Below are 26,157 nucleotides of genomic sequence, written 5' to 3' on the forward strand. Positions count from 1 at the left end.
GATTCCTATAAAGCCGGTCCATAGAGACCCGCGTTGCATCACTCGGTTGCAGTGACGCTCGTCCCGCCCGTCCCCCGTCCTATGTAACTCTAGGAACTTGTTGAAGAAGTAATTTCCCCTTGCGACTGGATTAGATTCGCATTCGTCTATGGAGTATGCGTGGAGACGAGCGGGTTCAGGACGGGATGTTCAGCTATGTGACGCTGGAGCAGCGTGTTCCTCGGGAGCATCCGTTGCGTGCGATTCGCAAGCTGACGGACGAGGTTTTGCGGTCGTTGAGTGCGGAGTTCGATGGGCTCTATTCGGACTTGGGGCGGCGCTCGATCGCGCCCGAGTATGTGCTGCGGGCGCTGCTGTTGCAGGCTTTTTATTCGATCCGTTCGGAGCGCCAGTTAGTCGAGCAGATCGACTACAACCTGCTGTTCCGCTGGTTCGTCGGCCTGGGTATGGACGACGCGGTGTGGAACCACGCCGTGTTCTCGAAGAACCGCGACCGGCTGCTCAACAGCGAGGTGGCGCAACAGTTTTTCGCGGCGGTGAACAAGCAGGCGAAGCGATTCATGTCGGACGATCACTTCACCGTCGATGGCACGCTGATCCAGGCCTGGGCCTCGCACAAGAGCTTCCGCGCCAAGGACGGCGATTCCGATGGCAGCGACGGCGCAGACTTCCATGGCCAGAAGCGCTCCAACGACACGCATGAATCGACCACCGACCCGGATGCGCGACTGTACAAAAAGAGCTACGGCAAGGAGTCGCATCTGGCCTATCTGGGCCACACGCTGGTGGAGAACCGCAACGGCCTGATCGCCGCCGCCATGGTCACCCAGGCGGACGGCTACGCTGAGCGCGAAGCTGCGCTGCTGATGCTTCAGGACAAGCGAAAAGGACGCAGGCGGCGCATCACCGTAGGCGCGGACAAGGCCTACGACACGAAGGATTTCATCGCGGCCACACGTGCCTTGAACGTCACCGCGCATGTGACCAGGAACCAGAAGGGGCGCCGCTCGAACCTCGACCGCAGAACCACGCGCCATCCCGGCTACGCCATCAGCCTGAGCCGCCGATGGCTGATCGAAAAGGGATTTGGATGGCTCAAGCAGACCGGACCCATCCGCCAGGTAAAGCTGCGCGGACTGCGCAAGGTCGACTGGCTGTTCGTCTTCAGCTGCGCCGCCCACAACCTCATGCGGCTGCCGAAACTGATAGCCCCTGGACGACAGGCAAGCCCCGTGGAGCAGTGCGCCTGAAGGCGGCCGGAGAGCCCGAAAAGGCCCTCCAAGACCCGTCGAACGCCGCGTAAAAACCCGCAAAACAGACGATTCGAACCGATTTCAGAAAAGCCAAGTCAACAATCACCAGCAAAGAACCGACACCGCGCTGAAGTTCAACAAGCTCCTAGGGGAACTGCTCGAGGAAGCGCATGTCGCCGGAGTAGAAGTGGCCGATGTCGGAGATGCCGTGCTGGATCATGGCGATGCGCTCGACACCCATGCCGAAGGCGAAGCCGGTGATCTTTTCGGGGTTGTAGGCGTCGTCTGACGGATCGATCTTGCGACGTTCTTCGGTGACGGCGGCGAAGACGGCGGGGTCGACCATGCCGCAGCCGAGGAGCTCGATCCAGCCGGAGTGCTTGCACTTGCGGCAGCCTTTTCCGCCGCAGAAGATGCAGGAGATCTGGACGTCGGCGGAGGGTTCGGTGAAGGGGAAGAAGCTGGGGAAGAAACGGGTTTTGACGTCGGAGCCGAAGAGGGCCTTCATGGCGTGGTCTAACGTGCCTTTGAGGTCGGAGAAGGTGATGTTGGTGTCGACGCAGAGGCCTTCGACCTGGTGGAAGATGGGCGAGTGCGTGGCGTCCTGCGCGTCGTTGCGATGGACCTTGCCGGGAATGACGATCCGGACCGGAGGCGGCTGGCGCTCCATGGTGCGCATCTGCACGGGGGAGGTGTGGGTGCGCAGCAGGAGGCGGTCGCGCAGGGGGCGGCGGTCCTGGTTGGCGATGACGAGGGTGTCCTGGGTGTCGCGCGCAGGATGGCCGGGCGGGAAGTTCATGCTTTCGAAGTTGTAGAAGTCGGTCTCGACTTCGGGGCCCACGCCTACGGAGTAGCCCAGCGCCGCAAACACGCTGACGATCTCATTCATGGTGCGGGTGATGGGGTGCTCCGCGCCCAGAAGGCGGCGGGTGCCTGGGAGAGTGATGTCGATGGCCTCGGCGGCGAGTGCGGCGTCACTGGGTCCACCGCCGGCGGCCTGCTCGAGCAACTGCTCCACTGTGGCCTTGAGCGCGTTGAAGCGCTGGCCGAGGGACTTCTTCGCTTCCGGCGGCGCAGCCTTGAGCCATCGGGTGGAGACATCGTTCAGGCGCCCCTGCTTGCGGCCAAGCCACTGCAGGCGATAAGCCTCTGTAGCTTCGTCGCCCGTGAGCCTGGCAGCGTCGCTGCGGGCCTGCTGCTCCAGCGCGGCGAAAGCCTTGTCTAAAGAGGGCTCGTCGTAGCCCCCCAGTTCAGGAATCGGTTCGTTGGTCATGCGTAGGTTTCAGGATAAAGCACCTGCGGTGCGGCTAAACGCGGCTTCGCCGCCAGGCACCTGTGGTGCGGCTGGACGCGGCTGCGCCGCCAAATCCGGGTTGGACCTGTGATTTCCGCTTTGCCTCGCCCGGATGAGCGTCCGTTCCTCGGGGCTACTGCATCCGGAACCGCTCACGCATGAGCCGCTGCAGGCGCGGCCAGTAGATCAGGTTGAACGCCAGCTCTTTTTCGGGGAACATGCCGAGGGCCACGCGGCGCGTGTCGGCGACCATTTCTGACGCCTCTTCCACGCTCAGCGAAGAATCCTGCGCGATGACCTGGGTCACCATATTCACCACCATCTGCAGGCGGCGAATTTTGCGGTTCTCTTCCTGCAGATCTTCCGGAGATTGTCGGGCCGGTTCGTCCTGCGCTGCCGGCTCCTGCTGGCCGGCGCCGGCACAGGTTTGCGGATCGCGGTTGTAATCTATGGAACCCATCGGGGAAGCCTCCTGGGACGGGGAATGGGGAACTTGCTGTGCATCGTATGCGCCCGGAAGTAATTTATCCAGAGCGTTTCTTTTTCTGATGCCGGAACTTAACAACGGGTGCCGCGTACTAGCCTTCAGCCCAGCCACAGGAGTAATCGCAAGTGCAACTATCCATTCAGGATGTTTCAAAGCAGTATCGTCGCGGATTCGTCGCGCTGCGCGGCTTCAATCTGACAATCGGGCCGGGCGTTCTGGGTCTGCTGGGCCCCAATGGCGCCGGCAAAACTACGTTTGATGAGCATCCTGGCCACCATCACGCGCGCCACCGCCGGCCACGTGCTGTGGAACGGCGCGGAGATCGCGCGGCAGCCTGACGTATTGCGCCGCGTGCTCGGCTATCTGCGGTTCCGCAACCTGCTCAGCGAGCTACTTCGTTGCCGCGCTTGCCCTGGCGGCGTTGCCTGGCTGGGCGGGCAGCGGCGGCACGCATAGACGGATCGCCCAGGCGTTTTGCGGGCCCAATCGTGGTAAAGTAGATCGAGAGGTAGCCCCAATGCGGGGAGTCGAAGTCTACTAAAACATCTCAAAGCTTCCGATGTTGACGAGGATACACTCTACGTGTATCCTATTTGCGTTGGACGGGAAATTTAGCCGCCTACGGGAGTAGATTATGCGTGGAGTTGAGGTTTATTAACAACTTACGGGATGCGTTGTCGACGGGATGGGCAGTATCGTCACCGAGCGCCCGAACGAATTGTTCAGCAGCGTTCCGAGTTCAGCGATCTGCTTCTTGAAGGGCGGATCGGCAGCGGCAGGATCGTAGAGTATGGTGGGCGCGGCCTGCCTGAATTCCACCCGTCCCTGCTCGTTGTTATACCAATACTTTGTAAGGGCTTTGTCGGCCTCGAAGGCCATGACAGCCTGGAACGCGTCGACGGTGCCGAGGATCTGCCAGAATGAGCCTGTGAGCGCGGAGGACATGAGCGGCTCCGCCAGCCACGCCTCAAAGTTCTTCCACAGGGCGTCGAGTTTGGAAAACTCCGCCAGGTACGAGGCATAATTCCATTTTGGTTTGACCACTTTGAGCGCCTCCGCCACTTCGGCGTCGCCCAGGGCGGCGTACATGCCGATGCGCAGCAGGTACCAGGCTGCGCCGACGGCGCGCTCGCCATCGCGCGAACTGAAGAAGATGCCGCCCTTGGTGAGTTTGAATGTTTCCATGCGCCGCAGCAGCAAAAGAACCTGAAAGAACAGCTTCTGCGCCGAGGCGTCGGGCCTTTTTGTGGCGATCTTATCTGCTTCGTTGAGGATGAGGCGGGCGATGCCGACGAAGGGAAGGTAGTGCTGCTCAGCCAGTGCCATCACCCGTTCCAGGAGAAGCCGCCGCACCTCCTGGCGTTCCGCCTCCTCGGCCTCGGCGATCCGGCGTGCTTCTTCTTTCGCCTGGTCGGCGGCGATGCGGATCTCTTCGGCTGCTTTCTCGGCGGCGATGCGCGCCTCCTGGCGTAATCGATCCGCCTCGATGCGGTCCTCCTCCAGCTTTTTTTCCCGCGCGGCTCGATCGATCTCACGCTGCGATTCGTCTGCCCGGCGTTGGGCCTCGCGATCACTCTGAATGGTTGCGAAAACGGCACCGAGCACAGCCAGCAGGATGGGCAGGGTGAGGTCTTTGAAGAGATTGCCCAGACTCCGGCCGGCGCGGGTCCAGCGGGCGGCGCCCCAGGGCCTGTCGATGCTGATCGGGCCGACCAGCAGGCTGGCATGTTGCGCAGTCCTGGACTGATTCCAACTGGCATAAAGGGCAATGCCGTACGTTCCGGAGCGGGCCGCCGGCGCGAGGTCGATCTTGTAGCGGCAATTGGTGTGCGTCGACAGTTGGCGGTCGTCGCCCGGCCCGGTCATGCCGTCGCAGGCGAGTTTCGACTGGTTGAGCTCGAAGCCGGGCGCACTCAGCGCGAGGTGCAGATTGGCCAGCGGCTGCGCGGAATCATTCTGGATCGTGATCTGCAGGGTGGCGGGGGAGTCGTCCTCAAACCGATTGCGGTCCACGAGGGCCTGAATCCGGACCTGCGCGGTTTTCTGGTCGATGGAGCGGATGATCGATTCGCTGGGGTGGGCATCGGCAGCCGGAAAGAAGAGGAACAGGAGCATGCCGAGGGCCACCAGGGCCAGTGCCGCCAAGCTGCCAATCCAGAGAACGCGCTTCGAGAGCAGCTTCGAGACCATTCAGGACCTCTGGCGCGTACGGTAGCACAGGACAGGGAGGTGTTCCACGGAAAAGATCGGGGTGATCCAAGAGGCGATGGGGCAGGCCTATTCATGCGCAGGGACACTCGCGAAGTTGGATATCCGTAGAATAGGAAGGAATGGCTTTTACGGAACAATACGATGTTGCGGTGGTGGGCGCCGGGCATGCTGGCTGCGAGGCCGCCATGGCAGCCGCGCGCATGGGACTGAAGACGGCCCTGATCACCATGAATATGGACCTGATCGCGCAGATGAGCTGCAACCCGGCGGTGGGCGGCGTTGCCAAGGGGCACCTGGTGCGCGAGGTGGACGCCCTGGGCGGAATTATGGGCGAGGTCGCGGACGCGGTTGGCATCCAGTTCCGTTTGCTCAACACGTCGCGCGGGCCGGCGGTGTGGAGCCCCCGGGCGCAGTGCGACAAGGCGCAGTACCGGGTGAAGATGCGCGAGGTGCTGGAGAGCCAGCCGGGGCTGCATATCCGGCAGGCGGAGGTCGTCGATCTGGTGATCGACGACAGGGAAAGAGGGAAAGAGGGAAAAAGGGAACAGGAAGGCAGGGAAAGAGGGAAAGAGGGAAAAACGGAACAGGAAGGCACGAGCGAGGGGAGCGAAGGAGCAGCGACTAAACGGCGCGTGGTGGGGCTGAAGCTTCGTGATGGGCGGCGGCTGATGGCTGGGGCGACGATCATCACTACCGGCACATTTTTGAATGGCCTGATTCACTGCGGCGAAGAGCGTTATCCGGCGGGACGGAGCGGAGAGCCGGCTTCCGTTCTGCTGGGCGAGGCACTGCGGCGGCTGGGGCTGCGCACCTGCCGGCTCAAGACGGGTACGCCGCCGCGCCTGGACGGTCGCACGATCAAGTGGGACATGTTCGAGGAGCAGCCGGGGGATGCGGACCCGACTCCGTTCAGCTTCAGGACCAAGAAGATTGTGCAGCCGCAGATCTCATGCCATATTGCTTTCACCACGCCGGAGACGCTGCGCGTGATCCGCGAGAACGTGCACCGCTCGGCCATGTACTCGGGGCAGATCGAGGGCGTGGGGCCGCGGTACTGTCCGTCGATCGAAGACAAGATCGTCAAGTTTCCAGACAAGACGCAGCACCAGTTCTTTCTTGAGCCCGAGGGGCTGAACACGCATGAGGTCTACGTCAACGGCATGTCCACGTCGCTGCCGATGGAGGTGCAGTGGCAGATTGTGCACTCGATTCCGGGTCTGGATCAAGCGGAGATGCTGCGCCCTGGCTACGCCATCGAGTACGACTCGGTGGACGCCACGGAGCTGGACCGGACGCTGCGCGTGAAATCGATGGAAGGGCTCTATCTGGCGGGGCAGATCAATGGAACCAGCGGTTATGAAGAGGCCGCATGCCAGGGGATCATGGCGGGCATCAACGCGGCGCTTTATCTCAAGGGGGAGGCGCCGTTCACCATGGATCGGACCGAGGGGTACACGGGCATTCTCATTGACGATTTGATTTCGAAGGGCACGAACGAGCCGTATCGCATGTTTACGTCGCGGGCCGAGTTCCGACTGCACCTGCGCATTGATAATGCCGACCGCCGGCTCACGCCCTACGGCCGCAAGCTGGGTCTGATCAACGACGAGGCATGGGCCGCGTACCAGCAGAAGCAGGCGCGGATGGCCGCGCTGGAGAAGCTTCTTTCGACCCGCAAGGCCAATGCCGAGGCGCTTCAGTCAGCCGATCTGGGCGATCTAACGGCGGTCGCGGGGCAGACGTGGGCGCAACTTCTGAAGCGGCCGGAAGTCGGTATCGAGCCGGTTTTGCGGGCGCTGGCTGACGAGGTTCGGCAGGATGCGCTGCTGTCGGAGTTGGTGGACCGCCGGGCCGATGACCGGGTCGCGCGGGCGGCGATGCGCAATGAGGCGCGGGCGGTGGAGACGGAGATCAAGTTTGCCGGGTATCTGGATCAACAGAAGAAGTCGATTGAGAAGCTGAAGGCGGCGGAGGGGGTCAACATTCCCGAGTGGCTGGAGTATGGGGTCATCAGCGGACTGAGCCGCGAGATGCGGGAGAAGCTGGAGCGGGTGCGGCCGCAGACGATCGGGCAGGCGAGCCGGATTCCGGGGGTGACGCCGGCGGCGCTGAGCCTGGTGCATGTGTCGATCCGGCTGCAGGGAGCGCGGCGTGCGCAGACCGCAGGGCACACGCGGGGACCCGGGGCCGCTCCGGCATCGGCATAGCTTGCGGAGACCGGTGCAGGCAAGCCGCACCGGCATGCTGCCGGGGTGTTAACAGATGAGTAATAGGCATGCAAAGGGCCAGTTGGCGAGAGGATGTCGGCGGAGGGGGTCTGCCGGCGTTTCCGGCGGGGTGAGAGCGGATCAAAGTGTGAGCTGGATCACTAGGGGTATGCGACTAAATGACTGAAAATAAATAACTTACATATTTATTTTACGAAAACACTGAAAAAAGCTCTACTTCGTAACTGTCGAGTTAACTTTCTGTTCGTTCGGACTAGCGCAGAAAGACAGTTGGTGCGGCCGAGATTCGCATTTGCGGCACGTAAGTCCTGGCAGGGGCGTCTTGGCAGGGTCTAAAGCCCTCGGATTCCTATTGGGCCTTTTTGGCCCGGCTGAAGCCGTGCCCTTGTTACAAAGCCGCAGAGTACTCCCCTGATGCTGTTTGCTGTGGCGAGTATGGAGGAAAAGGGGAAGCGTCGCTGTGATCGCTGTCACGATTCCGAGATGCGGGTGCCAGGTCGAATGCGAGAACAGGCGAGGAGCAGATGCGACGAGTTTCCCGACAGGGAGCGGGAATCTTTTGAAAGCATGCTCCGCGGATTTGTGACGAAGCGCCCGCGCTACACTACCTCATGTTCAAGCTCGCTGTCTGCTGTGCCGCCGCAGTGCTCCTGAGCGCCAACTCCGCGATGACTCAAACCGAATCGATGAAGACTGTCCGCGCGCGCGACCTTGGGGTTCCGTTTGACGGAACGCCGGGGCCGCTCAATGCCATTACCGATGTAGCGGGCGTGGAGGTTGGCTCGACGACGCTGAATTGGGGGGAGGGGCCGCTCAGGGTGGGGGAGGGTCCGGTGCGCACCGGGGTGACGGTGGTGCTGCCGCGCGGCGGGAAGGACACGCATCCAGCCTACGCCGGGTGGTTTTCGCTGAACGGCAATGGGGAGATGACGGGCACCACGTGGGTGGAGGAGTCGGGGCTGCTGCAGGGGCCGATCGGCATCACCAATACGCATTCGGTTGGGGTGGTGCGCGACTCCGTAATCCAGTGGGCGCTGCGCAACAAATTTGTGAAGGAAGACGAGTGGTCGCTGCCGGTGGTGGCGGAGACGTGGGATGGGTGGCTCAACGACCTGAACGGGTTCCACGTGAAGCCGGAGCATGTGTTTTCCGCGCTGGACGGAGCAAAGCCGGGGCCGGTTGCAGAGGGGAATACGGGGGGCGGCACGGGGATGGTCTGCTACGGGTTCAAGGGCGGGACCGGCACCGCGTCACGGGTGATTGCGAAGCAGGATGGTGGCTACACGGTGGGGGTGCTGGTGCAGTGCAACTGCGGGCGGCGTCCGCAGTTGACCATTGCCGGCGTGCCGGTGGGGAAGGAACTGCCCTTGCCGCCGCAGCAGGCTTTATCGAAGATGCCGGGGAGCGAGGCGCGGGGGGATGTGGGGTCGATCATTATTGTGGTGGGGACGGACGCGCCGCTGTTGCCGCATCAGCTGAAGCGGATTGCCCGGCGCGCTTCGATGGGGCTGGCGCGGACGGGGTCCATTTCAGGCAACAGCTCCGGCGATATTTTTATCGCTTTCTCGACGGCGAACCCTCATTTCGACGATTCTCCCGGGCCCAACAAGGTGGATACGGTCTCGAACGACAAGATCACGCCGCTGTTTGAAGCCACGGTGCAGGCGACGGAAGAGGCCATTGTGAATGCGATGGTGGGGGCGCGGACGATGACGGGGATTGACGGGCATACGGTGCAGGCGCTGCCGCACGAGGAACTGCAGAGGCTGATGAAGAAGTACAACCGCTGATTTTCGCCTGGCAATTGCTGTAGTCTTCGCTCATGCGGAAGACGCTCTTTCTGATGGCGGTGGTGATCCTGGCGCAGATGCCTTTGAGGCAAGCGGCGGGCCAGGTCGCGGGACCGGATCAGCCTAAAGCCGACGAGTCGCAGCCGGCCCGGCCGAAGCCCCCCGCCAAGACCGGCTGGGATGCGGGAGCGGCGGCGCGCTATCTTGATGCGCGCGAGTCCTGGTGGCAAAGCTGGGACCATGCCAAACGCGACCACGGCACGCGGTGCGTCTCGTGCCACACCCAGGCAACTTACGCGTTGGCGCGTCCGGTTCTGCGGGCAAGCCTGGGCACGCACGGCCCCGCGGACCAGGAAGCAGCCATGCTGGCCGATGTGCGCAAGCGGGTGCAGGCATGGAACGAGATGCTGCCGTTTTACAGTGACGAGGCGTACGGCAAGGGAAAGGAGGTTGAATCGCGCAATGCCGAGGCGGTGCTCAACGCGATCATTCTTTCAAACTACGACGTGGAGGCGGGAAAGCAGGACGAGGTGACGAAGCTGGCCTTCCGGCACGCCTGGGAGCTGCAAACCACTACGGGGCCGGACGCCGGAGCGTGGGTGTGGCAGAACTTCGATTACGCGCCATGGGAGTCGAAGGAGTCAGAGTATCACTGGGCGGCGCTGATGGCCATGCAGGCGGCCCGCGAGCCCGCATACCGGCAGCAGCCGGACGTTCAGGAGCGCCTCAAAGCGCTGACCGAATACCTGACGACCCATTACGACGCCCAGCCGCTGCTGAACAAGGTCGCAGCCCTGTGGGCGGATGAGTCATTCCCGGATATTCTGAGCGCGCCGCGGAAGGATGCTCTGCTGAAGCGCATCTACACCCTTCAAAAACCTGACGGCGGCTGGTCCACTACCGATCTCGGCGGCTGGCATCGCCGCGATGGAACGTCTCTCGAAACGCGCTCCGACGGATACGCCACGGCGTTGATTGCGCTGGTCCTCGAAGAGGCGGTGGCGGGCGCGCCGCATGCGTCCCGGTCGACTCCGGCGCATATCGAGCGGGCGCTGGGGTGGCTGCGCGCGAACCAGAATGCGGAAACGGGAGCGTGGCCGGCGTGGTCGCTCAACAAGAATCGCGATCCGCAGTCAGGCCCGGGAAAGTTCATGAGCGACGCGGCAACCGCCTATGCGAGCGTGGCGCTGCTCGAATCGCAGAAACACGTGGCGCACGGGAATGCGCAGGTGCGGGCGAGCGGCCGCTGAAGGGCGGGATCCAGGCCTTGAGCCCGCCTCTAGTCTTTTGAAAACAGCGGGATGTGGAAGGGCTGTTCCGCGCCGGACTGCTTTTTCTTGTTCTTGCCGGCGGGGCCGTCTTCGCGCAGCACGGTGCGCTGCGAGTTCACGCAGATCCAGCCATTGCGCTGCTTCTGGAAGACATGGGTGAAGACGCCCTTTTCATCCACCGGGCCTGACGATGCCTTGTGGTGCAGGGTGTAAGTGCCGTTGGCGACGGCGGTGTCGCCCAGCTGGCGGACGGTGATGATGTGCTGATCGATGTGCATCGTCTTATCCGGCTCGGCGATGACCCCGGCCAGTTCCTGGTTGCGGGTGGTGATGTCGCCATTGGCGGCTATGCCCACAAACAGGGGAGAGAGCACCAGTTCGAGGGCGTACTGGTCGCGGTTGTTGACCGCATCGTCCCATTTGTCTTCGATCTTCTGGAAGGACTGCACGTCAGAGCTTGCCGCGGATGTGACCCCGGGCGCGACGGAAGCCGCGGGGGGATTCTGATCCTGGGCCAGTGCGGAGAAGCAGAAGAGCAAACCAGAGGAAAAACAAAGCAATTTCCGGATCATTGGGCTAAGGACTCCCTGCGTAGATGATATCTCTTTGACTCCGGAAGAATCACGCCGGTGCGTCGCGGCGGCGGAGAAGGCCGCTTCCATGAAAAAGAGACGGCAAGGGGCGCCGTCTCCCGTATGGAGAGGAATGCATGAAGTCCGGTATCAGAGGAGGGTTTCGAGCGGCTCGGGCTGATGGATGGTCACGAGGGAATCCTCGATGGAGATCCACCCGTCTTTGCGGAACTGGCCCAGGGTGCGGGTGACGGTTTCGCGGGTGGTGCAGGTCATGGAGGCCATCTCCTCGTGGGTCAGGAGCAGCGGGAAACGGGTTTCACCGGAGGGCAGATGGTGGCCGATCTGGTTGCCGAGGTCGACGATGAGGTGCCCGAGGCGGCCGGCCACGGTTTCAGCGAGGGCGATGCGGCAGGCATCCTGGAGGGCAAACCGGTACTCCTGGCAGATGCACTGCACGGCGCGCATCTGGGCTTCTTTGTGGGCGCGCAGGAAGCTCTGGAAGCGATCGCGTTCGACGGGCCGCAACTGGGCGGGGGTGAGCGACTCGGCGCTCACCTCGTACATGCCGTGCGACAGCACCGCATAGAGGCCGAGCATGGAGCCGGGACCGGCCACGCGCACGATCATCTGCTTGTCATGGGCGCGGCCGACGGTGAGCTTCATGTAGCCGCCGCAAATGAGATAGAGGCAGCGGGCATCCTCTCCCTGGGAGAACAAGGGGGCCTGGGCGGGCAGCGCGATGGTGCTGGTTGCCAGTTCGAGGTCGGCAAGAACTGCGCTCCCAAGAGAGCAGAACCACCCCGGGCGTCGATTGGAACAGGCAGCACATCCCACCGGCGATTGCCGGGGTATATACCGGTTGCGCGTTTCAGGCATCGCAAATTGTTCTACATCCGCCATGATGACTTCATTTCTGCCGGCCGGCAGTGGCCACGTTTCACTTCGCAACGGCGAAGGCTGGCGTACCCAGATGCTTTACCCGGCCCGGGTAGATTTTCGCTTGTACCAATATTGGCCAAGTTTCGCATCGGGGAATGTGACGAGGCTCACGGCTGATGCCCATTTGCACCAAAAAAGGAGGTTCGTGCGTTGGACCCGGCCGGTTGTTCGCGGGATGGGGCGAGGGCAGTAAGTAAAAGAAAACAGGAAGCTCGCGCTGGGGCAGGCCGGTTGTTTCCTGTGAGGAAATCAAGACGCCAGAACTGTAAATACTGGCAGCATGCCCGAAGCCATCAAGCGGGGGAGACTCTGGAGTTAGGTGTGATAAGCATCACCGCCTGATTCGCGGAATTGCCGGTATTCTCACCCCATGAAGTGATGCTACGCACAGCAGTTGCTTCGATTGGCCGAGAACGACTTGTGGCGGGCTGCCGACAGCCGATGCAGGAAGTGTGGTCCCGGTCATCAGTAAAGTGCGAAGGACTACGAGCTGGATGCGAGGCGGTATTCATGCAAATCGGTAAACCATCAACAAAGATGCAGCGTCGTGCGGTTCTGAAGAGGCATCGGGGACTGCAAGCTTGTTTATTCCTTATGGCTGGGGGCCTGTATTTAACTTCCAGCGGATTGGCCGCGCCGGGGGCCAAGGCGGCCGGCAAGCAGGCGGCGGAGCCTGCTGCTTCTGATTTTGTCGGCTCTGAAACCTGCGCGGGCTGCCATGAGGAAGTGAGCAAGGGGTTCGCTTCGAATCCGCACACCAAGATGGCGCAGATGCACGGCAAGCAGGGCGTGACGTGCGAGAACTGCCACGGCGCGGGCAAGGCCCACGTGGACGGGGGCGGGGACACAAGCAAGATCTTCAATCCGGCCAAGGCGACGGCCAAGGAAGTGGATGCGAAGTGCCTGAGCTGCCATCGCGGCCAGCATTCCAACTTTGAGCGCTCGGGGCACGGCGAAGGCAATGTGAGCTGCCTGGGATGCCACAGCGTGCATGCCAGCAAGGAGCCGGAACATCTGCTCAAGGCGGCGCAGCCGATGTTGTGCTTCCAGTGCCATTCCGACGTGAAGCCGCAGTTCTCGATGCCGTTCCACCACAAGGTGGAAGAGGGGGCGGTGAGCTGCTCGGATTGCCACAACCCGCACGGATCGTTCAAGGAAAAGGGACTGCGGGCGTCGGCACAGCAGGATGCGGTATGCACCAAGTGCCACACCGAGACCGCCGGACCTTATGTATATGAGCATGCGGTGGTGAAGACCGAGGGCTGCATGTCGTGCCATACGCCGCATGGCGGGCCCAATCCTCGTTTGTTGAACCGGTCCAACGTGAACACGATCTGCCTGCAGTGTCATTCGCCGTCGCAGAATTTTTCGACGAGCGAGCCGATGGGACCGGCGCATAACCAGGCCGCGCAGTATCAATCGTGCACGGTGTGCCACAGCGAAATACACGGCTCGAATGTGAGCCCTGTGTTCTTCAACACGCACTAAGGCGAGGGTGAGCGATGACGAATCAGACTTATTTACGCATGCGTCTGACGGGGTCGCCGGCCGGATTTAGTCTCCGGTGGCGCACCCTGGCAGCGACAGTGATTCTGGCTGCGATTCCGGCCCTGGCGGGTCATGCGCAGCAGGCGCCGGCGACAGAGCCGGCAGCGCAAACGACGGCACCCGCGCCGGAAGCGGCCAAGCCGGAAGCGGCCAAGCCGACTCCGGCCAAGCCCGCTCCGGCCAAGCCCGCTCCGGCCAAGCCCGCGGAGGCAACGGACGGAAAGAACATGGGCAAGTACCAGGTGCATTCCATGGTGGACCTGGGCGGGCGCTTTGCCGAGAAGAACGGCAGCCATGCGATGTGGGCCACGATGATCAACCAGAGCACCGGGGCGCGCGTGCTGGGGCAGGAAGTGCGGATGCACACGCTGGATCCGCACAAGACGCCGTTTTTCGACACGTTGTCGAGTTCGAGCTTTGGCTATGGCGGCGATCCGTACGACACCACGTATCTGAATCTCTCGAAGGGGAAGTGGTACGACTTTGCCTCGAATTTCCGGCGCAGCCGGCAGTACTTTGACTACAACCTGCTGGATAACTCGTTGCTGGGCCCCAGTCAACTGGTGGCGCAGCCTGACTCGCTGCACCTGTTTAACACGGTGCGCCGCAGTACGGACACGCTGCTGACGATTCTGCCGGTTTCGCTTGTGAGCTTCCGCCTGGGATACAACCACGGCACGCACGAGGGCCCCTCGTACTCCACCATCCACCAGGGCGGAGACGTGCAGGAATATCAGTGGTTCCGCAACGCGATCGACACGTGGGTGGCGGGGGTGGATTACAAGCCGGTGCAGCGGACCACCTTCAGTTACGACCAGTTCCTTGTGTTTTACAAAGGCGACACGAACTACCGGCTGCAGGGGCCGATGTTCGTTTTGCCTGACGGCTCACCGGTGAGCGTGGGCGTGAACCTGTTGACGACGACGAACTGCGGCACATCGGGCACGGCCAATTTCGGGCCGGCGGTGAAGAATGGCGTGGTGAATCCCTTCTGCAGCGGCACGACCGTGGAGGATCAGAATGCTCCGACGCGGACGAGTTTCCCGACCGAGCAATTCCGCTTCGCCTCGAGCTACTGGGACAAGGTGGCGATGAATGGGAGGTTCCTGTACAGCGGCGGCAACAGCCGCGTGAACAGCTTCAACCAGACCTTCGTGGGGTTCAACTCGCGCACGTTCTTTCGCGAGATTGTGGACACGGGCGCGCTCCCCAACGGGCATCTGGCCAACAACAAGCGCGTCAACGTCAACGGCGATTACAGCATTCGCGCCGAGTTTACGCCGATCTTTGAAGTCTCGGACGTGGTGAATTACTGGGATGTGCGGGTTCCGGGCCGGACGGCGTGGAACGAGTTCACGCTGAAGGGTGTGGCGACGCAGAAGGGGCCGCCGGTGGTGTATGGCACGTCGCTGCTGACGCCGCTGAACGATCCCAGCCTTACGGCGAGCACCACGCTGAACACGGATGCGCACTATCTGGCGCACAAAAATGCGGGCAACACGGTGCTGGGCACGGTAGCGATCACGCCGCAGTTCAAGTTCACCGGGGGGTGGCGGTTCAATGCGCGGCAGATCAAGGTGGATGACGATCCGAGGATGGTGTGGCACCAGAACTGGCTTCTGCTGGGCGCGGTGATTCAGCCTTCTCACGCGCTCCGCGTCAACTTGAACTATGATTTGATGCACTCGCAATCCGCCAATGCAACCACGACGCCAAGCGACACCTACACGCGCGAGGCGCCGAACCGGATCAGCGATCTGCGCGCGCGGGTGCAATCGAAGCCGGCGAAGTGGATTGACTTTTCGGCCAGCGGCATCGCCTATTTCGCGGACAACAAGGATCCGCTGGTGAATCATAAGGAGCACAACACGGACGTCAGCTTTACCACGCGGATTATTCCGGCCGAGTCCATGAGTCTGGAGCTGGACTATGCCTATCAAAGCGTGTACTCGCAGACGGATCTCTGCTATACGGCGACGCCGCCTCCGGTGGGCGCGGGCAGCGGCGGGACCTGTCAATTCACGGGGGGCGGCAATCCGTATCGAGGCAACGGGCTTTACAAGGCGCCGACCACGTTCTTCAACGGCATGTTCCACTACACCGCGCCGAAGTATGTGGCGATGGGCGCGGGTGTGCGGGTGAATTCCATCAACGGCTACGCGGAGATGCTGAGCCCATATCAAGTGCCGGGCGCGCTGCAGTCAACCTACTGGACTCCCTATGCGGATCTGGTGGTGCACATTGCGCCGCAGTGGTCGTGGCATGGGGACTGGAATCGGCCCGATTACGCGGAGTCAGGCCCGGCGGGACCTGCGCCGCGGGACTTTAACGGCAACATCTTCACGCTGGGTGTGAAGTACGCGTTTTGATCGGCAGCGGGCCATTGCCTGATTGGATGGCCCTGGGATTTTTCGAGTTTGCAAGCACGGCGGCAGGGATCTGGGTTTGACCTTGCCGCACAACGTTAACAGCAGTACGAACACACTCGGGGTTGCGCCTGCAGTTCTGAGGCAATACCAGGGCAAAGGGCCCAGACAACTCGCCGGGCAGAGGCAAAGCTGCACGGCGGAAATACGCCTTCGGGCGCCGCGGTCCTGGTATCAGGAGACGCGGTGCGCCCTGGAAGAGACGAATGAACGAAAGGAGTCTCTCCAAGTGAATACGAAGGCCAGAGTTGCGGGTTTGGTTCTGCTTGGTTTTGCGGCAGTAGCACCGGTGTTGGCACAAGAAGGCGCCGACACGTACAAAGCGAAGTGCCAGATGTGCCACGGCGCAACCGGCATGGCAGATGCAGGGGCGGGGAAGGCGATGAAAGTGAAGCCGGCCACGGATCCCGATGTGAAGAAGATGTCCGAAGCGGAGATGATCAAGGCCGTTTCGGATGGGATGGGCAAGATGCAGGCGTTCAAGGGTAAGCTGACCGATGCGCAGATCAAGGCTTCGGTGGAGTACTTCCGCACGTTTGCGAAGTAAGTCGTAGCGGCACTTTTAAGTTTGCACGGGCGGGTATGCGGTGGTTTGAGATCTGAACCACCGCATTACCGGTTCCGGGCTTGTAGCAGCGCGTGAGATGTAAACCAAAGGCTGGGCAGGCAACTCGCTGAGGCCGGCCGGGTTTTCAAGTTCAGGGAGCAACGTAATGAAAACGATGATTCGGAACCAGGTAGTGTTGGCGGCGATTTTTGCAGTAGCCGGCACTGTGAGCTTCGCCCAGTCTGCGGGTGATGCGATTTACAAGGCAAATTGCCAGAGCTGCCACGGAAGCTCCGGCACGCCCAATGCCGGGATTGCCAAGATGATGGACGTGAAGCCGGCCGCGGAGTACAAGACCACCGAGAAGGAACAGATCGACTCGGTGAAGAACGGCAAGGGGAAGATGAAGCCTTTCGCGGGCAAGCTGACCGACGACCAGATCAAGGCGGCAGTGACCTATTTCCGTACGCTGAAATAGGCCGTTCAACGCTCACATATACAAACAGTTCAACAGAATAAGACGGATCACGGCCCGCACCCAGCTTTCCACGTAGTGCAGCATCATCCTGGAGACGCGACGTAGCGGGCCATTTCATGCGGTGAACCGGGGGAGGTCACTTGCCTTTGTTGCTTAGATTCCGCGAACACTGGGTTCGGCCGGCGCTTTTCTTCGGTAACAACAACATCAGTCTCGTCGGCGGCGCCATGACCACTGCGTCGGGCGTGACGATGATCGGCTATTGGCTGTACGAACTGCTCCACCGCAACGACAATCCGTATCTTGGGATCATCTTTTTCCTCATTCTGCCGGCGCTCTTCATACTTGGCCTGGTGCTGATTCCGATTGGCATGTTCCTGCGGCGCAGGAAGCTGCTGAAGGCCGGCGCGATTCCGGTCGAGTTCCCCAAGGTGGACTTCAACGATCGCATCTTCCGCCACGGAGTGGATATTGTTCTGGTGGCCACGGTCGTAAACCTGCTGGTGGTGGCGGTGGCGAGTTATCGCGGCGCGGCGTATATGGATTCGCCGCAGTTCTGCGGGCAATCGTGCCACGTGATGCACCCCGAATACTCGGCCTACCAGGTGTCTGCACACTCCCACGTGGCATGCGTCGACTGCCACATCGGCTCGGGTGCGGCTTCGTATTTCCAGGCCAAGGTGAACGGCACGAAGCAGCTGATTGAAGTTTCGCTGCGGCCGATTGCGGGCGTAGCGCCCAAGCTTATTCCCACCTACCCGCAGCCCATCCCATCGCCGGTACACAATCTGCGTCCGGCGCGGGAGATCTGCGAAGGCTGCCACACGCCCACGCGTTTTTACGGCGACAAGCTGCTGGTGAAATCCACTTACGCCGATGATGAGACCAACACCCTGACGCAGAGCGTGCTGGTGATGCACCTGGGTGGACGGGACTCGCTGTCGAATCTGCTTGGGATTCACGGCGTGCATCTCGGACACATCGAGTACATCGACACCGATGCAAGCCGGACCGAGATTCCGTGGATCGAGCGCACCAATCCAGATGGATCAAAGTCGGTCTATACGTCTGCTTCCCTCAAGGGAGAGATGCCCAAGGGCGAGCGGCGCCTGATGGATTGCGTGGATTGCCACAATCGCGCGGCCCACAGCATGCAGACCGCGGAAGACGCCCTGAACCGCGCCATGGCCGATCACGTGATCAATCCGGAGCTGCCGTGGGTGCACAAGGAAGGGCTGCAACTGCTCAAGGCGACGTATTCATCGACGGAGGAAGCCAGCCAGAAGATTCCCGCGGACCTGGACAATTTTTACAAGACGCAGCATGCCGACGTTTACGCGGCCAAATCGGCGGACATCAGGGCCGCGGGGCAGGGGCTGGTGGGTATCTTCACGCGCAATGTGTTTCCTGAGATGAAGGTCACCTGGGGTACGCATCCCAACCACATCGGGCACATGAGTTACCCGGGATGCTTCCGCTGCCATGACGGGGACCACAGCACGAAGGACGCCAAGTCCACCATCTCCAACGACTGCGCTGCCTGCCACAATTTGCTGGTTGTCGACGAGAAACAGCCTAAAGTGCTGCAGGATCTCGGTATCCGGCAGTAGGGGGCAGGAGAACAGGTTGCCAACTTCCGGAGGCTCGACCCGGCGTGCGCTGGGTGGAGCCTCCGGTGTTTTTTTGAGAGTGCAGGAAGGCGGATGCCGATTACTGCGGCTGCTTCGCGCCTTCTTTGGCGCCATTGGCTGCGCCTTTGGTGGTGCTCTTGGTCTTATTCCAGGCCTTCTTGGTGCCCTTCTTGGTGGAGTGGTAGGCCTTTTTGGTTCCGTGCTTTACGCCGTTCCCGGCGTCTTTGGCTGCGCTCTTGGTTTCGTGTCCCGCGCTCTTGATGTCCTGCTTTGCCTTCGTGCCGTTGTCTTGCGCAGGTGCGGGCGCCGTGTCGGATTGTTGAGTCCATCCGGTAGCCGGGACGCACATCAGCGCGGCTCCCAGAAACATTGCGGGTACATGCCACTTAATCTTCATATCCATATAGATTCCTGGCGGAGGCGGGGAGTTGGTTTCGGCTTCGCCTCTGGGGACCGGATTCGCGCAGTTTTCAAGATGCGCCGGACGCAGAGCGATTGCGCGGAACTTCGCGTGTGCGGCCTACAATAATTCCGCTTCCCGTTCGTCTTCAGCTTTGGATGAGTAAGGCATCCGCGCCATGGTTTCGATCACCGAGCAAGACCGGCAGATATCCGAAGCCATCGCGGAAGAGAGCTCGCGGCTGCGCAATTTCATCCGCAAACGCGTGCCGCACGGAACGGACGTGGAGGACCTGCTGCAGGAGGTTTTCTACGAACTGGTCCGGGCGCATCGCCTGCTGATGCCTGTCGATACCGTAAGCAGCTGGCTGTTCAGCGTCGCGCGCAACCGCATCACGGATTTGTTTCGCAAACGGAAGCCAGTGCTGTTCTCTGAACTGGCTGCTGGAGGCGAGGAGGGGGAGCAGCTTGATTTCGAAGCGCTGCTTCCGTCGCCGGAGGACGGGCCGGAGGCAGTGTACCTGCGCGCTCAGCTTCTGGAGGCGCTGCAGTCTGCTATTGCCAGCTTGCCCGCGGAGCAGCGCGAAGTGTTCATCGCCAACGAGATGGAGGGCCGCAGCTTCAAGGAGCTTGCGGCCGAGACGGGGGTCAGCATCAACACGCTGCTCTCGCGCAAGCGCTATGCCGTTCTTGCGCTTCGTCGCCAACTCGAGGCCATTCATCACGGGTTCACAAGGAAATGAGGAATGTTATGAAGAAGAAAATCTGGATTGCGTTGATTGCACCGCCGGCTATCGTACTGTTTGTCTGGATCTTTGGCGAAGTCGTGATGCGCCTGTGGAACTGGCTGCTGCCGGGGTTGTTTGGGTGGCACACGGTCACCTTCTGGCAGGGGCTGGGGCTTCTTGTTCTTTGCCGCATTTTGTTTGGAGGTTTCGGCAACGGCGGCCACCGCGGCAACAAGCGGGACCGGCGCAAGCAGAAGATGTGGGACGCGATGACGCCGGAAGAGCGCGACAGCATGCGGCAGCGCATGGGGACTCGCTGCGGGCCGTTTGGCGCACCGGGCAGCGAGAGTAAGGAGCCGGCGTAAGCCGGCACACCCATTCAGCGTGCGTAGCTGTAGAGCTTTACGCGGGAGGTGCGCATCTGGTGGGGATCGAGCATGAGCTGCCGTCCCTGGTTGCTCTGGTCGCCGTTCAAGCGCCGTTCTGTGATCCACGCGCCGTTTTGTTTTGCGACCTGCTCGATGGCGGCGATTCCGGATACATGGTTGTCGGTATCGGGATCGCGGGTGATGGTTACGGAGAGGCCGCATCCGGCAAGCAGAAATTCATCGGGCGCTGTCTCAATGACCGGGAGATTTGTGGCGAGGTGACTTGCGGCGCGGTGGTTTGCGCTGCTGCTTCAACCGTCATCCTCGCGACAAACGCCGCTGCGAGGTACTGCGCTATCAGAGCCTTCAATCTGCCTCCGAGCTGCGAGGGCCATCGCATCAACAGTTGAACCAATCGCATTGTAAGAGGGCGCGCTGTCCGCGGCGCCAAGTTCTTGAATAAGCAACCCATTTTGCACCGCAGAATCCGGCGCGTTGAGAACCTGCGGCGCGATACAATCCAGCCAAACACTAGAAATGCGCGGCCCCGTACCGAAAAGGTGGTGGCGCTACCTTCGAGCCTTTATCGGAAGATGAGATGGGACTTCTTGTGCAAGCTCTGGCCGCAGTCTCCGGGATGTACGAAAGACAAAAGATGGCACATAGACAACGGATGAGTTGGCTCCTGGCGCTTGGGTTCGCGATGGCGACGGCAGCGTCCGCGCAATCCGCCGGGACCGCAAGGGCCTGCTCCGCGTCTTTCGCATCAGGGGATAACGTGCCGGCCGCGGCCGTCTCTCGTGTGGCCGGTGACTGGCGCACCAGCACTCCTGTTTCTCTTCCAGCAAGCAAGCCGCCGGCGCTGCGCGATGCGGTTGATCTGGGGCTGGCGCCGGGCAGTACCCGTTTGGATCGCATGATTCTGCTGCTGGAGCCGTCGGCAGCGCAAGGCAAGGCGCTGGATGCGGAACTGGATGCGATGCAGAGCGCCGGGTCCTGCGAGTATCACCACTGGCTCACGGCACGGCAGTTCGCGGACCGCTATGCCAACCCCGCCGCGGACGTAGAGGCTGTGGCCGGGTGGCTGCGCGGCGAAGGGTTTTCTGTGGCTTCGCTGCCTGCTTCGCGCGGATGGATCGAGTTCTCAGGAACCGCCGCCCAGGTTACGCAGGCATTTCACGCGCCGGTTCACACCTGGTCGACGGCTGGGGGGACCCGGTTGGTTTTGAGCAACACGATTGCGGTTCCCGCAGCGCTGAGTCCTGTCATCCACGGGCTGGCATCGTTGGACGGATCGAAAGCTGCGGCCGCGATCCTCGCTCCGCAGCCTCTCAGAACGACTGCCGCGGCGCTTGCCGCGGAGACGGACCTCGGCCACGCGGAGGCACTCAGCCCCCGCCTTGCGGCACAGGCGCTGCACCTCGAAGGCCTGCCGCAGGGCACCGGTGAATCGATCGCCATTGTGGCCCGCAGCAATCTTCACGCGGAGGACATCGACGCGTTTCGCAGCAGCTTCGGGCTGACAGCCAATCCGGTGCGAGTCTCTCTTGCGGGGCCTGATCCGGGGCTCACGTCCGATCAGGCCGCGGTGGAACTGGCGGCATCGTGGACAGGTGTGGCTGCGCCCGGCGCCGGCATTGTTGTTGCTCCGGCCGCATCGACGGCGGCCACGGATGGCATCGATCTTTCGCTTGCCTCCGTCGTCGACCAAAACCTCGCCCACACGATGGTGGTGGGCTACTCCGCATGCGAGGCCGCGCTGAGCGAATCGCATCGCGCGTTCTATGCGGCGCTTTACAGGCAGGCTGCCGCGCAGGGGATGTCCACGGTGGCGGCGACAGGGGACAGCGGCGCCGCCGCATGCCAGGCGGCGGGAGTGGATGTGCCGGTCACGACTGGTTTCGCCGTGAACGCGCTCGCGGTCACTCCGTGGAACACGGCAGTGGGCGCGGCAGCGTTTGCTTCGGCGAGCATGTCCGATGTGTCTGCGTGGTCGCCCGTGCACACGGCTGATCCGGCTTATGCCACCGGCGGAGGCCATAGCAATACGTTCAGCGTTCCTGCATGGCAGGCGGGGCTCTCCGGCGCGACGAACTTGCGCGCTGTTCCGGATCTTTCGCTCCCGGCTGCTGTGGACGGCGCATTCAGCCATGGCCTCGCCTTCTGCTTCAGCGGCTCTGAAAAGCCGGCGGGTTGTACGCTGGTCCGCAGTGGTGGCAGTGCTGCGGCGGCAGCCATTTTCGCCGGCGTTTCTGCCGCCCTTGCGCAGCAAAACGGCCCGCAGGGAAACCTGGCGCCGCGCCTTTACGCACTGCGCGGGCAGCCCGGCATCTTCACCGACGTGGAGCAGGGAACTGCGCGCCTGGCTTGCGTTGAGGGCACTTCAGGTTGCGACGGCCCGGGCACACTGGGGTATGACGCTACAGCGGGCTACGATCTTGCCAGTGGCCTGGGGGTGCCCAATGCGGCGGCCCTGGTGGGTGCGTGGCCGGATGTTGGGACTGCCACCTCCGTCGTGTCGCTGACGGTCTCGCCCACGCAGGCGAACACTACGTACAATCCTTCGGCAACCATCACGCTCACGGCGACGGTTGTGGCTACCTCGGGGGTGGGGACACCCTCGGGCGGCCTCGATTTTCTCGACCAGGCGACCGGTGCGAATCTGAACACCAGCCCGGTGGCGCTCGGCACGGACGGCAAGGCCAGCCTCACCGTCACGGGCGGAATGCCGAAGGGCGGCAACAGCATCGTCGCCAAATACAGCGGGGACTCCACGTACGCGGCTACCGACTCGCAGGCACTCACGGTCAACATCCAGCCCAGTTCAACCATCACCACGGTGATGCCGGCGACCACCACGCCGGCGGTGGGCGCGGCGTTTTCCGTCAAGGTCACAGTTGCGGTCAACACGCCGCCTGCTGGAACCGCATCGCCCACGGGCAAGATCACTCTGAACGTGGACGGCCTGCCGTATGCCTCGGCCGATGCGGCGGCGACCTCGGGCACAACTTCAGCGAGCTTCAACGTCACCATCAACGCCGGCGGATCGCACAATCTGCAGGCTGTGTACGCCGGAGACGCGAATTACGTGGCTTCGACAGCTTCCACGGTGAGCGTTACGGTGTCAAAGGGCGCAACGATCACGACGCTCACGGCCCTACCGGCCATCCTGACGGCCGGCGTTGCCGAGACTCTCACTGCCACGATCGCGGCGGCCAACGGGACGGGCGGAACCACTACTGCGTTTACCGGCACCGTCACGTTCTATGACGGCACCACCCAGCTCGGCAGTGCCAACGTAAATTCCGGCACTGCCACGCTTCCTAACGTGACCCTCTCCGCGAGCACCACGCACGTTATCACAGCGGTTTACTCCGGCGATGACAGTTGGGGCAGCAGCACCTCAAACGCGGTGACGCTCAAGGCGAGTCTCATCCCCACGACCATCACCCTCAGCGTGACGCCGGCTACCGCGTCTCCGGGGCAGGTGGTGACCATGACGGCCATCGTCACGCCCAGCAGTGCTCCGGCTTCCGCGGTGGAGCAAAATCCCACGGGCAATGTCGTTTTCTATAACGGCAACACCGTTCTCGCAATCGTGGCGCTTACGGCATCGGCCAACTCCACCTCGACGGCACAGTTGCTGTTCGCCACACTGCCGGCCGGCACGGTCACGCTGACCGCGGTGTATGTGGGCGACGCCGTTTACGCCGCGGCCACCTCCAACACCATCACTATCACCGTGCAGGATTTCACGCTGACGCCTGGCCCGGACAGTCCGCCCTCGGACCTCGACATTATTAAAGGAACCTCCGGGCAGTTCTCATTCATTGTGTCCGGCGTGGGCGGATTCAATGCGCCTATCGCGATCACCTGCGCGGTGCCCGCCACGGACTTCATGACGTGCGTGCCCAACGTGTCGAGCATCACGCCCACGGGGACTGTCACCTTCACGGTGAACACATTTCTCACGGGCAGCCAGGCGTCGGCGCGTCCAAAGCCATCGCTCTGGCCACGAGCCGCTTCCGGGACTGCACTCGCGGCGCTGCTGTTCTTTTTGCTGCCGGTGGGCCGGCGCGTGCGCATCTTCACAGAGCGCGGCCGGCGGTTGCTGATCCTGTTACTGCTTATGGGGATGTTGGGCGTGGCTGGAATGGGCTGCAGCAGCGTGTCCGGGTCAGCCACGGCGGGCGATGGAACGCCGCTGGGGCTCACCACTCTGAAGGTCACCGCTGCTGCCAATGTGGACAACACCGTCTTCAGCCACAGCGCTTACATCAACGTGAACGTTCTGCCGCCTGGATCCACGGGTACCGTTCAGCCGGTTCTCGGGGCCAAGTGATAGGCTGAGTTTTTCTGGAGCTTTCATTCATGCAATCCTCGCATTCCGCTGCGCCTGCGCGATTTAACCTGGTGGCTGCGGCCCATGCCTCCATGCTCGAGCACGGATTCGAGCCTGATTTCCCTGAAGGGACCGATGCGGAGCTCGCCGCGATTTTGTCCGATACGGCCCCGCCCTCGGCGTCGCCTGAGATCCGTCAGCAATGCCGGGATCTGCGCACCCTGCTCTGGTCCTCGATCGACAATGACACTTCGAAGGATCTCGATCAGATCGAGTGGGCCGAGCGGCTCGCCGACGGCCGCATCCGCGTGCTGGTTGGTGTGGCGGATGTCGATTTCCGGGTCGTGCGCGGCTCCGTTCTGGACACGCAGGCAAAACGCGAGACCACCTCGGTTTATACCGGAGTGAAAGTGTTTCCCATGCTGCCACCGGAGCTTTCCGAAGGCATCACGTCTTTGAACGAGGATGAAGAGCGCGCGGCTCTCGTCATCGAATACTGCGTGGACCAGACCGGCGTCGTCAGCGATGGCAAGGCCTATCGCGCGCTGGTCCGCAATCGTGCGCAGCTGGCTTATAACGCGGTGGGAGCGTGGCTGGAAGGCCGCGGAGCCGCGCCGGCGAAGGTAGGCATCAACAACGAACTCGCCACGCAACTCAAGCTGCAGGACGAAGCTGCGCAACGCCTGCTGGGCAGCCGCTACCAGCATGGCGCACTGGATCTGGAGACGGTGGAGACGCATCCGGTGGTTGAAGGAATGGATGTGGTCGATCTGACGCAGCTGGAGAAGAATCGAGCGACGTCGCTGATAGAAGAGTTCATGGTCGCGGCTAACGGGGTGATGGCTCGCACGTTTGACGATGCGAAGGTGGCGTCGATTCGGCGCGTGGTGCGCACGCCCAAGCGCTGGGACCGCATTGTCGAGCTTGCCGGCGGATTGGGGCAGACACTGCCTGCGCAGCCCGACTCAAAGGCGCTGAACGAGTTTTTGCTCGCCGAGAAGCAGAAGGATCCCGACCATTTTCCGGATTTGTCGCTGGCGGTGATCAAGCTGATGGGGCCGGGCGAGTACGTGCTGGTGCGGCCCACCGATCCAGACCCCGGGCACTTTGGGCTGGCGGTGCAGGACTATACCCATTCGACGGCTCCGAACCGGCGGTTTCCTGACGTGGTGGCGCAGCGCATCCTGAAAGCGCTGATTGCCAGCGCGCCACACCCTTATGCAGAGGACGAGTTGAACACGATTGCCGAGCGCTGCACGCTGATGGAGAACATGGCGCGCAAGGTGGAGCGCGAAATGCGCAAGCGCATCGCGGCAGTGGTGCTGCATCCGCGCATCGGGCAGGTGTTTCGCGGCGTGGTTACGGGCGTCAACAAGTACGGCACGTTTATCCGCACGCTCGATCCGCATGTGGAAGGCATGCTGGTGAGCGGTGCGAAGGGGCTGGATGTGGGCGATCGGCTGCAGGCCCGGCTGATCTCGACCGACCCGGCGCGTGGGTTTATTGACTTTGCGGCGGTCCACGTCGTGCCCCGTTCATCGCGCTCTTTGCGATGAGCGGGCGTAACGTGGTGTCCCCAAGCCCGCCGCCATCGGGTTCTTTGCCCTCCATTTTTCGTTCCTTATGCTGATGCCGCGCACCC

Annotated in this window: 21 protein-coding genes; 14 read left to right on the forward strand and 7 right to left on the reverse strand. The window is 62.2% G+C overall.

Annotated elements, in window-relative coordinates; genetic code table 11:
- Positions 1–155: 155 nt before the first annotated feature.
- Positions 156–1,250: an IS5 family transposase gene (locus tag VGL22_RS18360; RefSeq protein ID WP_465268403.1), complete on the forward strand. Its 1,095-nt coding sequence runs from the start codon at positions 156–158 to the stop codon at positions 1,248–1,250.
- A 148-nt stretch (positions 1,251–1,398) separates the two neighbouring features.
- On the opposite strand, the gene pheS is transcribed toward VGL22_RS18360, so the two are convergent.
- Both pheS and VGL22_RS18370 read right to left on the reverse strand, forming a co-directional pair.
- Positions 1,399–2,526 carry a phenylalanine--tRNA ligase subunit alpha gene (gene pheS, locus VGL22_RS18365; RefSeq protein WP_465268404.1) on the reverse strand — a complete coding sequence of 376 codons (1,128 nt, stop codon included), beginning with the start codon at positions 2,524–2,526 and terminating at the stop codon, positions 1,399–1,401.
- A 154-nt stretch (positions 2,527–2,680) separates the two neighbouring features.
- On the reverse strand, positions 2,681–3,007 hold the full coding sequence (locus tag VGL22_RS18370; RefSeq protein ID WP_465268405.1) for a hypothetical protein: 327 nt from the start codon (positions 3,005–3,007) through the stop codon (positions 2,681–2,683).
- A gap of 285 nt (positions 3,008–3,292) precedes the next feature.
- Between VGL22_RS18370 and VGL22_RS18375 the strand changes: the two genes are divergently transcribed.
- Entirely contained in the window at positions 3,293–3,490 is a 198-nt protein-coding gene (locus VGL22_RS18375) for a hypothetical protein (RefSeq protein ID WP_465268406.1), read from the forward strand.
- Between the two features lie 198 nt (positions 3,491–3,688).
- Here VGL22_RS18375 and VGL22_RS18380 read toward each other — a convergent pair whose 3' ends face one another.
- Positions 3,689–5,224, reverse strand: coding sequence for a hypothetical protein (locus VGL22_RS18380; protein ID WP_465268407.1), 1,536 nt, complete (start codon positions 5,222–5,224; stop codon positions 3,689–3,691).
- Positions 5,225–5,364: 140 nt separating this feature from the next.
- Between VGL22_RS18380 and mnmG the strand changes: the two genes are divergently transcribed.
- The 3 genes from mnmG to VGL22_RS18395 all read left to right on the forward strand — a co-directional run bounded on the left by mnmG (position 5,365) and on the right by VGL22_RS18395 (position 10,513).
- Positions 5,365–7,452, forward strand: coding sequence for a tRNA uridine-5-carboxymethylaminomethyl(34) synthesis enzyme MnmG (gene mnmG / locus VGL22_RS18385; protein WP_465268408.1), 2,088 nt, complete (start codon positions 5,365–5,367; stop codon positions 7,450–7,452).
- Between the two features lie 707 nt (positions 7,453–8,159).
- Positions 8,160–9,263: a DmpA family aminopeptidase gene (locus tag VGL22_RS18390; RefSeq protein ID WP_465268409.1), complete on the forward strand. Its 1,104-nt coding sequence runs from the start codon at positions 8,160–8,162 to the stop codon at positions 9,261–9,263.
- Between the two features lie 32 nt (positions 9,264–9,295).
- Positions 9,296–10,513, forward strand: a complete 1,218-nt coding sequence (locus VGL22_RS18395; protein ID WP_465268410.1) for a prenyltransferase/squalene oxidase repeat-containing protein — start codon at positions 9,296–9,298, stop codon at positions 10,511–10,513.
- A gap of 29 nt (positions 10,514–10,542) precedes the next feature.
- Here the strand turns inward: VGL22_RS18395 and VGL22_RS18400 are convergent, their stop codons facing one another.
- Together VGL22_RS18400 and VGL22_RS18405 are read right to left on the reverse strand one after the other, a co-directional pair.
- Positions 10,543–11,106, reverse strand: a complete 564-nt coding sequence (locus VGL22_RS18400; protein ID WP_465268411.1) for a nuclear transport factor 2 family protein — start codon at positions 11,104–11,106, stop codon at positions 10,543–10,545.
- Between the two features lie 150 nt (positions 11,107–11,256).
- A complete protein-coding gene (locus VGL22_RS18405; protein WP_465268412.1) occupies positions 11,257–12,009 on the reverse strand; it encodes a Crp/Fnr family transcriptional regulator in 753 nt (250 codons plus the stop codon).
- A gap of 633 nt (positions 12,010–12,642) precedes the next feature.
- On the opposite strand from VGL22_RS18405, the gene VGL22_RS18410 reads away from it, so the two are divergent.
- The 5 genes from VGL22_RS18410 (at position 12,643) to VGL22_RS18430 (ending at position 18,657) form a co-directional block, all read left to right on the forward strand.
- Positions 12,643–13,536: a DmsE family decaheme c-type cytochrome gene (locus tag VGL22_RS18410; RefSeq protein WP_465268413.1), complete on the forward strand. Its 894-nt coding sequence runs from the start codon at positions 12,643–12,645 to the stop codon at positions 13,534–13,536.
- A 14-nt stretch (positions 13,537–13,550) separates the two neighbouring features.
- Positions 13,551–15,965, forward strand: coding sequence for a hypothetical protein (locus VGL22_RS18415; protein WP_465268414.1), 2,415 nt, complete (start codon positions 13,551–13,553; stop codon positions 15,963–15,965).
- 286 nt (positions 15,966–16,251) lie between these two features.
- The gene (locus VGL22_RS18420) at positions 16,252–16,569 is read left to right on the forward strand and encodes a c-type cytochrome (RefSeq protein WP_465268415.1); all 318 of its coding nucleotides are present in this window, start codon (positions 16,252–16,254) and stop codon (positions 16,567–16,569) included.
- 166 nt (positions 16,570–16,735) lie between these two features.
- Positions 16,736–17,047, forward strand: a complete 312-nt coding sequence (locus VGL22_RS18425) for a c-type cytochrome (protein WP_465268416.1) — start codon at positions 16,736–16,738, stop codon at positions 17,045–17,047.
- Positions 17,048–17,187: 140 nt separating this feature from the next.
- Complete coding sequence (locus VGL22_RS18430) at positions 17,188–18,657, forward strand: NapC/NirT family cytochrome c (protein ID WP_465268417.1); 1,470 nt, start codon at positions 17,188–17,190, stop codon at positions 18,655–18,657.
- 100 nt (positions 18,658–18,757) lie between these two features.
- On the opposite strand, the gene VGL22_RS18435 is transcribed toward VGL22_RS18430, so the two are convergent.
- Positions 18,758–19,081 carry a hypothetical protein gene (locus tag VGL22_RS18435; RefSeq protein ID WP_465268418.1) on the reverse strand — a complete coding sequence of 108 codons (324 nt, stop codon included), beginning with the start codon at positions 19,079–19,081 and terminating at the stop codon, positions 18,758–18,760.
- A gap of 175 nt (positions 19,082–19,256) precedes the next feature.
- Between VGL22_RS18435 and VGL22_RS18440 the strand changes: the two genes are divergently transcribed.
- Both VGL22_RS18440 and VGL22_RS18445 read left to right on the forward strand, forming a co-directional pair.
- The gene (locus tag VGL22_RS18440) at positions 19,257–19,820 is read left to right on the forward strand and encodes an RNA polymerase sigma factor (protein WP_465268419.1); all 564 of its coding nucleotides are present in this window, start codon (positions 19,257–19,259) and stop codon (positions 19,818–19,820) included.
- Positions 19,821–19,828: 8 nt separating this feature from the next.
- Positions 19,829–20,170: a hypothetical protein gene (locus tag VGL22_RS18445; protein WP_465268420.1), complete on the forward strand. Its 342-nt coding sequence runs from the start codon at positions 19,829–19,831 to the stop codon at positions 20,168–20,170.
- Between the two features lie 14 nt (positions 20,171–20,184).
- Here the strand turns inward: VGL22_RS18445 and VGL22_RS18450 are convergent, their stop codons facing one another.
- Positions 20,185–20,430, reverse strand: a complete 246-nt coding sequence (locus VGL22_RS18450) for a DUF5597 domain-containing protein (RefSeq protein WP_465268442.1) — start codon at positions 20,428–20,430, stop codon at positions 20,185–20,187.
- A 398-nt stretch (positions 20,431–20,828) separates the two neighbouring features.
- Between VGL22_RS18450 and VGL22_RS18455 the strand changes: the two genes are divergently transcribed.
- Positions 20,829–24,515 carry an Ig-like domain repeat protein gene (locus VGL22_RS18455; RefSeq protein WP_465268421.1) on the forward strand — a complete coding sequence of 1,229 codons (3,687 nt, stop codon included), beginning with the start codon at positions 20,829–20,831 and terminating at the stop codon, positions 24,513–24,515.
- A gap of 29 nt (positions 24,516–24,544) precedes the next feature.
- A complete protein-coding gene (locus VGL22_RS18460) occupies positions 24,545–26,071 on the forward strand; it encodes an RNB domain-containing ribonuclease (protein ID WP_465268422.1) in 1,527 nt (508 codons plus the stop codon).
- The last annotated feature ends 86 nt before the right edge of the window (positions 26,072–26,157 follow it).

Origin of the sequence: Occallatibacter sp. (genome assembly GCF_036502485.1) — a bacterium.
Taxonomy (GTDB): Bacteria; Acidobacteriota; Terriglobia; order Terriglobales; family Acidobacteriaceae; genus Telmatobacter.